The organism is Xylanivirga thermophila, assembly GCF_004138105.1.
Classification (GTDB): Bacteria; Bacillota; Clostridia; order Caldicoprobacterales; family Xylanivirgaceae; genus Xylanivirga; species Xylanivirga thermophila.
The window spans coordinates 49,609-64,807 of the sequence record NZ_RXHQ01000005.1 but is presented as its reverse complement, the minus strand read 5'-3'; the positions used below and the strand labels follow the sequence as shown (position 1 = coordinate 64,807).

Annotated in this window: 13 protein-coding genes and 2 tRNA genes; 5 read left to right on the top strand and 10 right to left on the bottom strand. The window is 34.6% G+C overall.

The window, feature by feature from the left end:
• The first annotated feature begins 20 nt into the window (after window positions 1-20).
• A complete protein-coding gene (locus tag EJN67_RS04300; RefSeq protein ID WP_129722911.1) occupies window positions 21-1,196 on the top strand; it encodes a cation diffusion facilitator family transporter in 1,176 nt (391 codons plus the stop codon).
• A 52-nt stretch (window positions 1,197-1,248) separates the two neighbouring features.
• On the opposite strand, the gene EJN67_RS04295 is transcribed toward EJN67_RS04300, so the two are convergent.
• On the bottom strand, window positions 1,249-1,575 hold the full coding sequence (locus tag EJN67_RS04295) for a hypothetical protein (protein WP_129722910.1): 327 nt from the start codon (window positions 1,573-1,575) through the stop codon (window positions 1,249-1,251).
• Between the two features lie 185 nt (window positions 1,576-1,760).
• Between EJN67_RS04295 and EJN67_RS04290 the strand changes: the two genes are divergently transcribed.
• Window positions 1,761-2,495 (top strand): DUF3298 and DUF4163 domain-containing protein, encoded by a 735-nt coding sequence (locus EJN67_RS04290; protein ID WP_165000727.1) that lies wholly within the window; start codon window positions 1,761-1,763, stop codon window positions 2,493-2,495.
• Window positions 2,496-2,530: 35 nt separating this feature from the next.
• On the opposite strand, the gene EJN67_RS04285 is transcribed toward EJN67_RS04290, so the two are convergent.
• From EJN67_RS04285 to EJN67_RS04260, 6 genes are all read right to left on the bottom strand, one after another.
• Window positions 2,531-2,621 (bottom strand) — tRNA-Ser (locus tag EJN67_RS04285).
• A 49-nt stretch (window positions 2,622-2,670) separates the two neighbouring features.
• A complete protein-coding gene (gene tadA / locus EJN67_RS04280; protein ID WP_129722906.1) occupies window positions 2,671-3,129 on the bottom strand; it encodes a tRNA adenosine(34) deaminase TadA in 459 nt (152 codons plus the stop codon).
• Between the two features lie 47 nt (window positions 3,130-3,176).
• Window positions 3,177-3,253 (bottom strand) — tRNA-Arg (locus EJN67_RS04275).
• Window positions 3,254-3,376: 123 nt separating this feature from the next.
• On the bottom strand, window positions 3,377-3,970 hold the full coding sequence (locus EJN67_RS04270; protein ID WP_165000726.1) for a TetR/AcrR family transcriptional regulator: 594 nt from the start codon (window positions 3,968-3,970) through the stop codon (window positions 3,377-3,379).
• An 85-nt stretch (window positions 3,971-4,055) separates the two neighbouring features.
• Window positions 4,056-5,432, bottom strand: a complete 1,377-nt coding sequence (locus EJN67_RS04265; RefSeq protein ID WP_129722902.1) for a radical SAM protein — start codon at window positions 5,430-5,432, stop codon at window positions 4,056-4,058.
• A gap of 154 nt (window positions 5,433-5,586) precedes the next feature.
• Window positions 5,587-6,966: an MFS transporter gene (locus EJN67_RS04260; RefSeq protein ID WP_129722900.1), complete on the bottom strand. Its 1,380-nt coding sequence runs from the start codon at window positions 6,964-6,966 to the stop codon at window positions 5,587-5,589.
• A gap of 227 nt (window positions 6,967-7,193) precedes the next feature.
• On the opposite strand from EJN67_RS04260, the gene EJN67_RS04255 reads away from it, so the two are divergent.
• The 3 genes from EJN67_RS04255 to mscL all read left to right on the top strand — a co-directional run bounded on the left by EJN67_RS04255 (window position 7,194) and on the right by mscL (window position 8,791).
• Complete coding sequence (locus EJN67_RS04255) at window positions 7,194-7,631, top strand: MarR family winged helix-turn-helix transcriptional regulator (protein ID WP_129722897.1); 438 nt, start codon at window positions 7,194-7,196, stop codon at window positions 7,629-7,631.
• Window positions 7,632-7,633: 2 nt separating this feature from the next.
• Entirely contained in the window at window positions 7,634-8,305 is a 672-nt protein-coding gene (locus EJN67_RS04250; protein WP_129722894.1) for a hypothetical protein, read from the top strand.
• 96 nt (window positions 8,306-8,401) lie between these two features.
• Window positions 8,402-8,791: a large conductance mechanosensitive channel protein MscL gene (gene mscL, locus EJN67_RS04245; RefSeq protein ID WP_129723039.1), complete on the top strand. Its 390-nt coding sequence runs from the start codon at window positions 8,402-8,404 to the stop codon at window positions 8,789-8,791.
• 60 nt (window positions 8,792-8,851) lie between these two features.
• On the opposite strand, the gene EJN67_RS04240 is transcribed toward mscL, so the two are convergent.
• From EJN67_RS04240 to EJN67_RS04230, 3 genes are all read right to left on the bottom strand, one after another.
• A complete protein-coding gene (locus tag EJN67_RS04240) occupies window positions 8,852-11,044 on the bottom strand; it encodes a DNA topoisomerase III (RefSeq protein WP_129722891.1) in 2,193 nt (730 codons plus the stop codon).
• Between the two features lie 76 nt (window positions 11,045-11,120).
• Window positions 11,121-13,031, bottom strand: a complete 1,911-nt coding sequence (locus tag EJN67_RS04235; protein WP_129722888.1) for a GTP-binding protein — start codon at window positions 13,029-13,031, stop codon at window positions 11,121-11,123.
• 408 nt (window positions 13,032-13,439) lie between these two features.
• Window positions 13,440-15,188, bottom strand: coding sequence for an ABC transporter ATP-binding protein (locus EJN67_RS04230; protein WP_129722885.1), 1,749 nt, complete (start codon window positions 15,186-15,188; stop codon window positions 13,440-13,442).
• Window positions 15,189-15,199 lie beyond the last annotated feature (11 nt).

The window sequence follows — 15,199 nt, the reverse complement described above, 5'->3', positions numbered from 1 at the left end:
AGATATTGGAGGTTAGATGTATGCTTGTAGATTATATATTGAAATTGTCTACAAAGAATAATAGTGATTTTAGCGATAGGGAAACAAGGGGAAAAGTAGGATATATGGCCGGTCTGGTTGGAATAATAATCAATTTAATTTTATTTATTGTTAAATTAGCTGTAGGAATCATAGTTTCCTCAATAGCTGTTTTGGCAGATGCATTTAACAATCTATCCGATGCTGCCTCTTCCATTATTACAATTGTTGGCTTCAAGCTTTCAAATAGACCGCCAGACAAAGAGCACCCCTATGGACATGGTAGAATAGAATATCTTTCCGCCTTAATAGTTGCATTCATGGTTATGCTAGTAGGATTTCAATTTATAAAAACTTCTTTCGAGCGCATTAAAAATCCTAAACCTGTGGCTTTTGAATGGCTCCCCTTTGTACTATTGCTAGTTTCTATATTCTTAAAAATATGGCTCAGCCTATTCAATAAGAAATTAGGAAATATAATTTCTTCTTCTGCGCTTAAAGCTACTGCTATCGATGCACTAGGCGATGTATTTACTACTTCAGTAGTGGCTATATCACTATTTGTATCAACATTTACAGATTTCCCTATTGATGGATATATCGGGGGCTTTGTAGCCATTTTTATCATATACGCAGGATTTAATCTAGTAAAAGAAACCATAAGTCCATTAATTGGGGAGGCACCAGATGAAGAACTCATAAAATCCATTAAGGAAGGTGTACTATCATATGAATATATAACTGGTGTACATGATTTAATTGTTCATAATTATGGTCCTGGAAGGACCATGGCTTCTATCCATGCAGAATTCCCTGCAAATATAGATGTGGTTGAAATTCATGAAATAATAGATAAGGCTGAAAGGGAGCTCAGCGAAAATCTAGGATTACATTTAGTTATTCATATGGATCCCGTTTCTATAGAAACAAAAGAGATTATAGAAACAAAAAATGAAATTGAAAAAATAATTAAAGATAATGAATTAATAAATTCCATACATGATTTTAGAATAGTTGGCAAGGGAGACAAAAAGAATCTTATCTTTGATATTGTTGTAGATGCATATAAATTGAATACTCCCGCCATGGAAGAACAACTTAAAACTGATATTTGTCAAGCTGTAAAAAAGGTCAATCCCCACTACAATTGTATTATAACAATAGATAAAGAATTTTAGAATATGTGACTAATATAAAAACAGGAGTGATTAAATTACTCCTGTTTTTATATTAACTCTCTTTTGACCGTTTCACAATAAATCCGCCAATCATATTACCAGCCAATGCTACAATAGCATATTCTATTGTATAAATCCAAGCACTACTATTATAATATATAAAAATAGTTGGTATAAAGATAACTCCTACAATCAGTACAAAAATCAAATTTAAACCATTTTTTATGCCATAAAACAATGATACTATAAAACAGATAATAGGTATAGCTATTAATAATATTAGCATAAAGCTCCCTGTATCCTTACCTAGCAGAGGCAACATATAAAAAGCCATTGCGCAAATTAATAGATAAGGTAACATTTTCCCAATTTTATCCATCTAAAGCCTCCCCCACTAATTGTTAATAGTTAGATAATAAATTCATACGTTTAGTATATATTATTTTTAGTATAATGTATATAAACAACAAATCTTATTTAAAATCCACTTTTCTCATATATAAACAGTATATGAACAGCTAAAAATAGCATACTAAAAATATATTATATAGGGAGATGTGTATTATGCCAAAAAATATAATTATGTTTTTAGTTGGACTTTTATTATCCACAGGATTGGTATATAATGCAAACAATATACATCATATTTATACCAATACTTCCGAAATTATAAATAGCGATGCATCGATATTTGAAAAATCCATAGACTATGAAACCAATAATCTAGAATTAGATATAAAAATACCCGTAGTACGAGGATTAAAAAATAAAAAAATTGAACAAAACTTAAACAGAAAAATAAGGAAGGATATATTGCACTTTAAAAAAGAAATAGAGGATAAGGCAAATAAAGATATATACAGTAATATTCATTATGAAGCAGTAACTTCTTATGAAGTACCTTTTCAAAGTGATAATATAATAAGTATTACAATATTATTCTATGAATATACGGGTGGAAATCACGGTGTTTCCAAAAAAGCAGCCTATAACTTTGATTTAAATACGGGAGAAGAGATAACACTAAAGAGTATATTTATAGATGGAATTGGCTATAAGGAAATAATAAATAACGAAATAGAAAAGCAAATCTCTCAATGCAAGGACACAAGCTTTTTTACTGGAGAAGATGGTTTTACAGGTATACACTATGATCAAGCCTTTTATTTTAAAGATGATAGCATCATAATATATTTTGAACTATATGATATTGCTCCCTATTCATCCGGAATACCAGAATTTAAGATCCCCTTAAGACTCCTGAAAGACATTATACTGCCAGAATACCTGGCAGTATAATGTCTTTAAAAAGCTTTCTCCATTCACTGTAAATTTGGCGGAGAGTCAGGGATTCGAACCCTGGGTCGGCTCATCACCGACACGAAATTTCGAGTTTCGCACCTTCAACCACTCGGACAACTCTCCATATAGTACTCATTATAGTATATGACAATTTTTTTAGCAACAAACAAATTCAGCCTCTTCTTAAACGCTTTTGTCTAAAAAAATTTTGCATAAGCTCTCTGCATTCGTCTTCAAGTATACCTTGTATTACTTCTACCCTATGATTAAATCTATTATCCGTTACTAGATCATATAAGCTACCAACACAGCCACCTTTTGGATCCCATGCTCCAAAGATTAAATTTTCTAACCTTGATTGTATCATAGCACCAGCACACATAGCACATGGCTCAATGGTAACATACAAAGAACATCCAGTAAGTCGCCAGCTTTTAAGATTCTTAGAAGCCTCACGTATGGCAATTATTTCAGCGTGTAAAGTAGGATCCTGATGACTCTCTCGCAGATTATAGCCTCTACCTATTACCAGTCCATCCTTTACTACCACAGCACCTATTGGTACCTCATCTCGTGAATAAGCCTTCTGAGCTTCATAGATAGCCTGCCTCATGAAATCTTCATGTAGCACTATATTCTCACAACCTCAATTAAAATAATTTAAATTTAAGCATAAAATGGTGCACCCGAAGGGATTCGAACCCCTGACACCTGGTTTAGGAAACCAGTGCTCTATCCTACTGAGCTACGGGTGCACAGATAAATACTTTAGACAGCTTTTTTATTATAAGCTAAAATTACAGATTTGTCAAATGTATTTTTTATTATAATACCGTTGTTAGAGAGTTAACTCTCTAACAACGGTGATTGTTTTCATCTTAAGCTTTTAATCCATCAATTAAAATATGCAGACTCCTTAAATATAGCTGAAAATTCGAGTCTTTATAGAATGAAACCTTTGACCATAATGATTCAAGAAGATTATACAATGTAGAAGACATGCTCTCTGCATCCACATCCTTTATCTCCTTTTTTTGCATTCCCTCATTCAAAAGTGGCAAAAATAGCTGTCTGAAGCTTTCTATTCTATCAGCTATTCCATTTAGGCGATTTTGCTTCTTCATCTTCATGATCACCCTAATATCCAGAAGTATACGTATTTTATATTTTTCATCTTGATATTGGGTGACAAAATGCCCAAATATGGTCTTTATCTTATCCACTGCCGTCAAATCCGATTGATTGAGGATAGGTCTGCATTCATCTTCTATATCGTCTAAAACCTTTTTGACTACTTCAGCAAATATCTCATCCTTGTTTTTAAAATATTGATATAAGCTCGTTCTAGCCATGCCGCATTGAGATGCAACATCTGACAGACTAGTATAATGGTAACCTTTTTGGCCAAACACTACCATAGCCTGATCTATTATTTGCTCCCTCATTAAATCATAATCTACAATCTTAGGCAATAGGCACCCCCCCATTAATAAAAAATATATTATATAACATATATAATGGGTGCAAAGCAACGCCTTACACCCATATAAAACTTACTTATCTAGCAGTCTGTGCTTCCTTTTCAGCCTTTGCTTTTTGGCTTTCTTCCCATAATCTATCAGCTGTCTCTGCCCATTCTTTTGATATATCCTGGCATTTATCGGTTAAATCAACTACATCCTCTTCATCTAGGAACTGGGTAGACTTAGCACCTGACTTTATTACCATTTCCTTTAGCTCATTTGGATTGTCAAGCAATGGACAAGGTCTCAAATGGTTTTGGTTAAATGGCTGTCTCTCCTTATACTGTTGGAATAGAGGAGACTGTAAAGCCTCAATTAAAGTTCCCTCTTTGATATTGACATTTGAATAATGGATAAATGCACAAGGTTCAACATCACCATTTGAATTTATATGCAAGTAGTTACGCCCGCCTGCAATACATCCATTTACATACTCACCATCATTCCAGAAATCCATTAAGAATATGGGTTTTGTCTTCCTCATTTTACGTATTTGATGATACATAAATTCTCTCTGCTCTGGTCTTGCAAGTAACTCAGGAACAGCATCTTTACCAAGTGGCATATAGGTAAAGTACCATCCAAACAGACAGCCCTTTTCAATCATAAAATCTACGTATTCTTCAGAACCAACTGAGTCTATGTTCTTGCTGTGATAGCAAGCTGAAAATCCAAATCCACAGCCATGTTCCTTTAGAATATCCATAGCCTTCATAACTTTTTGATAGCAGCCGTCTCCACGTCTTAAGTCATTTTCTTTCTCAAAGCCTTCTACACTTATGGCAAGCAAGAAGTTACCTACCCTTGCTAATTCTTTTGCAAATTCTTCATCTACCAAAGTAGCATTGGTAAATGCCAAGAACATACAATCGTCATGTTTCTCGGCCAATTTTATAAGATCCTTTTTACGTACTAAGGGCTCACCGCCTGAGAATATATACATATATATACCTAGATCTTTGCCCTGTGTTATTATGCTGTCAAGGGTATCATTGTCCATTGATGCACCTTTATCATATTCAGCAGCCCAGCAACCTGTACACTTTAAGTTACATGCAGTAGTAGGATCCATCAAAATAGCCCATGGCACATTGCAATCATATTTTTCTTTCATCTTTGCTGCATAAGGTAAACCAATAATACCAGAGTTAACAATATAGTTAACCAGGAACTTCTTTCTTACATTAGGATCAATCTCTGTGAATATCCTCTGAGTCAGCTTGTTCCAGTTATTCTCCGGATCTGCAGCGATTTCTCTAAATGCCTCTACTGAACGTTTATGGTTTTCCTGTATAACTAACTTTCCTGCCCAATCTACTAATTTGGGAAAATTCTTCATTGGGTCTTTTTCCATATATTTAAGACCCTCATTAATGGCCATATTGCCAAAAAACTGTTTTCCTGTTTTCATTATGAAACCCCCTCAAAAATTTAGGTAATATGTATTATGTAGTAAAAATAAAAAAATTATGCACTTATTCTGACACCAGCGTCGAAATAAGATTAAAACAAAAATCTATGTCGACAATGATGTCAATATTATTATAGCATATGGTATAGCCTTGTCAATCTTTTTTATAATTTTTGGTGTAATTCCATGTATAATTTATCTTTTTAGGAATATAAAACATAAATACAAATACTGTTATGCCCATTATAAAGGATATTAGATACAATAATTGGAAATTGCTGTACTCGTAGACTGCATTTTGTATCCTAGGAAGGCTATTCATTATTTTATTACCTATTATAGGACCTAATATGGTACTTATACCATGCGCTGCGCCATACCAACCTTCATATAGCGTTTTGTTAGATTCTGGAATTAAATCATATCTATAGGTTACTATTGATATATTAAATCCACTATTGCCAATACCCGCAATAACAGATGATAGAAACAATAAAAAATAAGTTTTTGTAGTTAGAAAATTATATATAAAAAATTCAAATAAAACAATAATACCCGTAATGCCTAATACAAATTGTATTCCTTTTTTTTCTTCCACTCTTCCCCAAAACTTGGTGCATGCAATCATAGCTATATAGTTTAGTACATTTACAAAGGATATAAAACTATAGCTAAGCTTAAGATATCTTATATGGTATAGGGATGTAAAAGAACTGGATATTGTGAGACTTAAAAAAAATAAAAATACAAACAACAAAAATTTACTATACTCAGCATCCTTTAATGGTGACAAAAATTGAGAAAACTTTATAGTATGCTCCTTATTTACTCTATTCGGAGGTTCCTCTGTCCTGGATAATAATATGGCATCTATTAATGATAGAATCAAGCTCACCATAAAAACCGTCAAAAAACCTACATAGTTTTTATTAAATCTATCAAGCAAAGTTCCCATCAAAATTGTAGTTATGGTAAATGATATTCGCAAATAGAACATACGAGCATATATATAGTTGGCCCTTTTTTTAGCAGGCACCAAACTAAACATCCACACAGTTACCCCGGTACTATATATACCCCAAAGTATATTCCCTATAATTACCATGCTAGCAGCAAGCATGACTGCTATTTTTGTATTTTTAAAAATAAGCGGTAAAAATACAATAGAGCAAATAAAGATTCTAGACATTACATCTAAAGTAATGAGAAGATTTTTCCTATATTCCATTCTTTCATAGATAACTGAAGAAAATACCGATATAATAAGAGCCCAAGACGGTGCATTATTGATAATACCTATTAAAAAATCAGACGCACCTAGATGTATCATATAGCCTGACATGAATACACCCGTTGTCAAAATTATAGCAGCGTTTATCAAAATACCATCTAATATAAAGTATATTTGACTTTTTCTATATGGACCACTGCATGAACTAAATAAAACAGGTCTTTTAATCGTAAAAATCCCCCCATTCCCTAAATATAATATTATCGTCAAATCATTATAACATAAACAATAAAGGCTTTTCATCCCTTCTATAGTTCCTTTATACCTGATAAAGCATAATAGCTGCTCTATACATATCTAAATGACTAAATATATCATTCTACGTCCTATTAGCCTTTTAATATTATTTTATAAAACAACTTATTGACAATTAAAATCATTGCGATATAATTATTTAGTACACTAATGTTTAGTATGCTAAATAATTATGGATATTTAAAATTAATATATTGGAGGTGTGTATAGATCCCATGTTAGATCAAAGTATAAATATTGCATTTATGATAAGAGAAATATACACGACATTGTACAATAATATTGGGAAAGAGTTTAGTAAACTTGAACTTACTGTTCCCCAAGTTTTCGTAATGGATTTATTATATAGACATAAAAAACTCAAGGTAAACGAGATAAGCTCAGAAGTAAACCTTACCAATGCTACAGTTTCTGGTATTCTTGACCGACTGGAAAAACAACATATGATAACAAGAACAAGGGGCGAAAAAGATAAAAGAGTGGTTTATATAGAGCTTACAGAGCATGGCAATGAATTAGCAGAAAGTTTTAAAGTACTTATAAACAATTACTTTACTTCTTTATTTGCAGATTGCACCATTGAGGATATGGAAAATATAATCACTAACCTATCATTGCTAAAAGATATAATAAATAAACAAGGAGGACAATAAATATGAAATCTATAATGGAAACAACATTCAATATTTTATATCTTATAATAATATGGTACTTAGTTATCAAAATGTATACTAATAAGTCAAAGGTGAGCAATTCCAACAAAGAGGTTGCCAGTATATTTGCCCTTGCATTTTTGTTTTTGGCAATAGGAGATACAGGACATGTGGGATTTAGGGTGTTAGCCTATATAAATGGAGGTTTGGAACAAAATTCTGCCCTCCTTGGATATGGAAAACTGGCAACATCCATAACAGTAACCATTTTTTATGCTTGCGTAGTAGAAATGTGGCGAAGGCGATACAATAAACCAAATAATAGTTTGATTTATGCATTATTTGGCCTATCAGCAATAAGAATAGTCATAATGCTTTTACCAGGCAACGAATGGACTAGTGCAGAGCCCCCTTTTACATGGGAAATACTAAGAAATATTCCCCTCATGATAGTGGGGTTATGTATGGCATTTCTTTTGATACATGACGCTAAGAAGGCAAATGATAAGACATTCCAATGGATAGGCATCACGATTCTTATATCCTATGCATTCTATATACCAGTAATACTTTTTGCAAGAAATATACCTGCAATAGGCTTTTTGATGATTCCAAAGACTATAGCTTATCTGGCTGCCGCTTTTATAGGATATAAAGGACTATATAATGTATAAAATATAATTTTTATAGTTACATTCTATGATATAGTGTTTATATAATTATTTGCTAAAGTTTAAATTGAAAGGAAGGTATATCATAGGATGAAGAAATTGTGGAGGGAGTTTAAGGAATTTGCAGTTAAGGGCAATGCCATGGATTTGGCAATAGGAGTTATTATAGGAGGTGCATTTGGCAAGATCGTAAGTTCTCTAGTAAATGATATACTGATGCCCCTTCTAGGATTACTCCTTGGAGGCATAGATTTTACTAGTTTACAGGTAGACTTTGGGGAAACAGCTATAAAATATGGGGCCTTTATTCAAAGCATAATAGACTTTTTAATAATTTCATTAACAATATTCATAATAACAAAAACCATTAACAGGGTAAAGGAAGAGCACCTACACCAGGAAGCAGAAGCTACTCCCGCCCCTCCCGCTATTTCCAATGAAGAAAAATTACTTATGGAAATCCGAGATCTATTAAAAGAAAAGGCTTAATTCTATATACTAGAAATCACCCTATTTTATATCTATAAAATAGGGTGATTTTATTACTCATTACTTTCCAAGCTTAAGTTTTGCCAGTGCATCTGCAAGGGCAGTATTTATAGGTTCATTATCTTCTTTTCGCTGTTCTTTCATATATCTTGCTACTTCCCTCTTTGAAGCTACATCCTTTGCTTCCTTCCGCCTTTCATTGAATACAGACAACTTTTCCCTAAATCCACAACTGCATACAAAAATCTGCCCATCGCCCTCACCACGAAGTTCCATCCTCTTATGGCAATTTGGACATCTTGCATTGGTTATCCTTGAAATGCTTTTTCTATATCCACACTCCCTATCTTGACAGATTAGCATTTTCCCTTTCTTGGTATTAACCTCCAACATATATTTACCACACTCTGGACATTTATTTCCCGTAATATTATCGTGTCTAAATTTGCTATCGCTATTTTTTATTTCCCTTACAATAGCCTTGGTATAGTCCTTCATCTCAGCTATAAAATCATCCTTATTAAGTAAACCCTTTGATATAAGAGATAGCTTTTGCTCCCATTCAGCTGTTAGTACTGGAGATTTTAGATCATCCGGTACCAGTTCTAAGAGTTGTCTACCTTTGGAAGTAGTATATATGCTCTTCCCCCGTTTTTCTATAAGGAATGAATTAAACAGTTTTTCTATAATATCCGCCCTAGTAGCTACAGTCCCAAGCCCTCCCGTTTCCTCAATAATCTTTATAAGGGTCTTCTTTTCTCCCTGCATATACTTCATAGGGTTCTCCATAGCAGATAATAGTGTTGCCTCTGTAAACGGGGCGGGAGGTTTTGTTTCTCCACTAGTCTGCGATATATCTAATACCTTTAAAGCATCACCCTTATCTATATTAGGAAGAGTTTGATCTAATATATCATCTTCCCCTTCTTCATCTTCAAAATTATTATCATATACTTCCTTCCAACCAGGATATAAGACTATTTTGCCCTTAGCGATAAATATTTCACTACCAATCTTGGCCTTTATGGTAGTCTGTTCATACTCAAATGGGGGATACAAAACTGCTAAAAAGCGTTTTACAACTAGATCATATATTTTTCTCTCCCTATCGTTTAAAGAGCTCAATGTGACCCTTTGTTCCGTAGGAATAATAGCATGGTGATCCGATACCTTGCTATTATCTACAAATGATTTATTCGCCCTGATCTGTCCCCTTAAAATATTTGCAGACAACCTTGAATAGGGTCCAACACTGCAAGCCTTTAACCTATCCTTCAATGTATCTACCACGTCCGATGATATATATCTAGAATCAGTCCTTGGATACGTAAGTATCTTGTGATGTTCATATAACCTTTGCATTATGGATAATGTTTCTTTTGCCGAATATCCAAATATTTTATTGGCATCCCTTTGAAGTTCTGTAAGATCATAGAGCCTAGGCGCATAAGATTTTTTTCTTTTTCTATTTACCTCTATAACCTTTGCATCCTGACCATTCAATTTTGAAAGAATCCTATCACATTTATCCTTATCAAAGATCCTAGTGTTATTAGTCTTACTATCCTGCCATACCAGCTTTAAATTATCTGCTATTGCAGTTATACCATAGAATGTTTGTGGTTTAAAATCCCTTATCTCTTCCTCCCTGACTCTAATAATAGCAAGGGTAGGAGTTTGTACTCTGCCACAGGACAGCTGTGCATTATATTTACATGTAAGGGTTCTAGTCCCATTTATGCCCACATACCAATCGGCAGCAGCCCGTGCTTCCGCTGATGCATACAAGTTTTCATACTCCCGCCCATCCCTTAAATTTTTAAATCCATCCCTTATGGCCTTATCGGTAACAGAAGATATCCAAAGCCGTTTTAATGGCTTTCTAACTCCCGCCTTATCTATAATCCAACGGGCAACTAGTTCCCCTTCCCGTCCTGCATCAGTTGCTATTACAATATCGCCTACATCTTTCCTATACATCTGCTGTTTTACCGTATTATACTGCCTACTACTCTGCCTTATAACTATGAGTTTAAGCTCCTCAGGCAGCATGGGCAAATCCTCCATGCTCCACGTCTTATATTTCTTATCATAATACTCAGGCTCTGCCAGCGTAACTAGGTGTCCCAGAGCCCATGTAACTATATAATCAGTTCCTTCTAAATATCCATTTGCCTTTTTATTACATTTTAAAACCCTAGCTATATCTCTACCTACCGAAGGTTTTTCGGCTAATACCAATGTTTTCTTCATCTTAACAATCCTCTCAACTAGTTTATTCCATTATGTCTGTATATAATAATAAAGCTTTTACAGATGCATTTCAACTTTACTTTATGGCATTTCTCGCATACAGTATATATTTTGCCCGATCAAGGGGATTTACCCCCACTCTCTCCCTTATAGCACCCCTATCTAATGCTACTTCGCTATAATGGGAAAACTTTGTAGTTATTACCCCCTTACCTCCTGATATAATACCTAATTTTATAGGATAATCTATGGAGGTAGATAATGGCATCTCCCCTTCTACAATAAACATACCCTTTGAAATTATGGGGGAGTCAAAACTACCCCTCATCTGTGCTATGTCATTTAATACCTTTCCTCCCATATCCTCAGGTACTGATATTCTAAAGCTTATTATAGGCTCTAAGAGAACTGTACCGGTATTACTAAGTCCATTCATTATACCCATGGCCGTTGCTATAAGAAAATCACCGGGATTACTATGCATTACATGGTCCTCCCCCTCTACTAAAGTAACTTTTAGATCAGTGACCTCCCAGCCATATAGCCCTTGTTTAAGGGTTATGGGAAGCTGTTTCTCCACCTCCCGCTGATATCTCAGCTTTATATCCTCCGTCCTTACCCTAGACTCATAGCTTAGGCCTGAACCCCTAGGCATAGGTTCAATCTCAAATCTTACTATAGCCCAACAGGGTTTTGGCATGGTATATGCTTCAAAGCCCATACCTTTTTTGGCGGGAGTTTCCTTATATATAATAGAAGGTTTGCCAAATTCTATATCTATATCAAACCTACTCTTTAATATACTCTCCAGTATTTCCAGCTGAATCATACCCATTATCTGAATATTAAGTTCATTTTTCTCCCTTATCCACTGCATGTTAAGAAATGGATCCTCTTCTTCCAATTCCTGAAAAGCCTCCACCATCCTTATATAATCCTCTTTTCTCTTCGCAAATACCTTAACAGTCAGAAGAGGTTTTGCTATATTAGGAACTTTGGGTATCTCTAAAGGACTTCCTATTATATCCCCTACAACTGCACTAGATAATCCCGATATACATCCAATCTCGCCTGCAACTATCTCATCTGCATCAATCTGCTTTCTACCCTTCAGCTTTTTTATCCTAGTCACCTTTTCATCCATGTTTTTAGTATGGTTATGTACAAGGTCTCTAGTCCCGATCCTACCTCCATAGAGACGTACATAGGTCCATTTACCAGAAGCCCTATCCCTGTCTATTCTGAAAACTATACCTGAAAGCTCATCTGTCTTACCCCTAGATGCAGAAGGGATAAGTTCCACCAATAGATCCAAAAGCTTTGAAACACCTTTATCTTTTAGAGCAGATCCATATAGCACTGGATAGATATTGCATTCCCCCGTCAAATCAGCTAATCTTTCCTTTAGAGTGGGGTAATCAATCTTCTCCCCTTCCAGATACTTTTCAAGTATCATATCATCCCTATCGGCTAACGCTTCTATAAATGCATCCTTATCTTCCATCACATCTAGCAAAAAGGTAGCATCTGTAAGTAGTCTCTTTATCTCACCTAATACTCTTTTTACATCAGCCCCTATCCTGTCTATCTTATTTATAAATATTATAGTAGGTACCTTCATGGTCTTTAATGCTTTAAAATACACCTCGGTCTGAGGCTGTACCCCTTCAGCTGCAGAGATCACCAAAACTGCACCGTCTAACACGCCGAGGGATCTCTCCACCTCTGCAGAAAAGTCCATATGTCCCGGTGTGTCTATTATATTTATCTCTTCATCCTTCCAAACAAGATTTGCCTCTGCTGTCTTTACAGATATACCTCTCTGTTTTTCTACCTCCAACCCATCGGTATGTGCCGTTCCTTTGTCCACGCTTCCAAGACTCTTTATAATTCCGCTTTTGTAGAGCATCTGCTCCGTCAATGTGGTCTTTCCTGCATCAACATGGGCCAATATCCCTATATTCCTTATGCTCAATTCATCTCCCATTTGTATTATCCTTTCATAACTCGTGAATCTATTACTTCATATATATTTTATATGTTCTTATTATATATTACTGAGTAAATTTATAAAGGATAGTTTTTTTGCTTACTACTGTAAAATGTCATGAATAAAAAAAGCAAGGCATGCTATAGCACTAGCATACCAACTTCCCCCTATAACTTTAAATCATAACAATTACGTAACGTCCTTTTGTAATGTTTATCATCTATAATAATATATGAGTCTTCCAATGATAAGTTTATAATTAGATATGCTGGATATTGTTTCATCGGACACCAGGTCCAGTAAAGACATTCGATGGTCAGCATATGATGATAGTCTTTTTAATCTATAATCCATTATGTAGGCGCTCCTGTGCATTAATTTACTGTTTCCCAAACTTATAGCTATTTAATTTACCAAGGGTATACCAGTTTGATATAGTTCTCTATACCTTCCGTTTCTATCTAATAGTTCTAAATGAGTTCCCTCCTCCACCAATTTTCCATCCTCTATTATGAGTATACTGTCCGCTATTTTAATAGCACTCAGTCTATGGGTTATAATTAAAACGGTTTTATCCTCTGATAAAGAAGAAATAGATTCCAACACTAGTTCTTCCGACTTTGCATCAATGGATGATGTAGGTTCATCCAAAAGCAAGATAGGGGCATCTTTTAAAAATGCCCTTGCAAGTGCCATTCTCTGTCTTTCTCCACCTGAGATATTTTTTGAATCTTCACCTATCATAGAATCATATCCATCTGGCAGCGACATGATAAAGTCATGTATATTAGCTCTCTTGCAGGCCTCTATTATTTGGTCAAGACTGCTATCCGTATTGCCAAAGGAGATATTTTCTCTTATTGTCCCTTGAAATAGTATATTTTCTTGTGGTACATAGGCAAACATATTCCTTATGTCCCTATTTTTTAGTTTGCTATAGGGCTTATCAAATAAGAATATCTCACCACTGTCAGTTTCATAAAGGGCTTGTAGCAATCTAATAATAGTGCTCTTACCTCCGCCAGAAGAACCTACTATTGCGACTACATCACCCCTATCTATTTTTAACGATAGAGAATTTAAAACCTTATTATTGGAATTATAGGAAAACTTGACGTCCTTAAATCTTATCGCCTTAGAGTAGTTTAGATCTGGCAATTCTTCAGTCACTTTTTCTTCCTCCAAAGGCATATCTAAAACTTCAAAAACTCTATCGGAAGACACGAGTCCATTCTGAATAAACTTTATAAAGTTTGTCAAACTGTTTAAACCATCAGCCATGATACCTATCAGTCCGGAAGTCAATACGACATTTGCCAACTCCATCCTACCTGAAAACACCAAATAAAGACCAAATAAAAATCCCAGCAACTTGGATGAATTTAAAAATACAAAAGTAATCGAGCTCACTAGCCCATTAAATCTTATAAACTTTGATCTGTTTTTGTAGATTCCTTTACACCTGTCATTGTACTTGTCTTTAAGGGTATCTTCCATCGAAAATATTCTAACTAGACTAGCTCCCCTCACAGCCTCCATAAGCACACCTGCAGAATCTGCCAAACTCTCCTGAGCAGCTCTTTCATGAAATCGAACTCTAGGGTTTAGAAAAGTTGAAGCTATGACTGTAATTATATTTAGTATAACACCAAGCAGTGCCATTCTCCAATCTTTAAACAACAAAACTAAAAAAGCCGGGATATACAATATAAAAAATCGGAAAAGATTTGCCATCCCAAATCCCTTTAGCATTCTACAGATATTTTCTACATCGCTTGTGATATAGGTTATACAGTTTTCTAAAGTAAGGTCATGTACCTGCCTTATGCTTGAATTTTCAATGTGGTATAATAGATTTTTTCTGATCTTGGCAGTTCCATATATCGCTGCAGCTTGTTTGAGATAATTGCCGATAGATGCGATGGGAATGGCAAACAAGAGTATGACGCAAAGCATAACTATTTTATGTATCTGAGCGCTTGCAAATTCACTCTGGACAATGAGCACAAATTCACTCAATATAAATGGTATTACAAATGAAACGGCTATATTGGCTGTATTCATAATACTACCAATTATGTATTTCTTCTTTTCAGAGCCCATTAATGAAAATAGGCGACTAAAGTTAACATAGTATTTTTTTATTATTTTCAATCATCTTTACC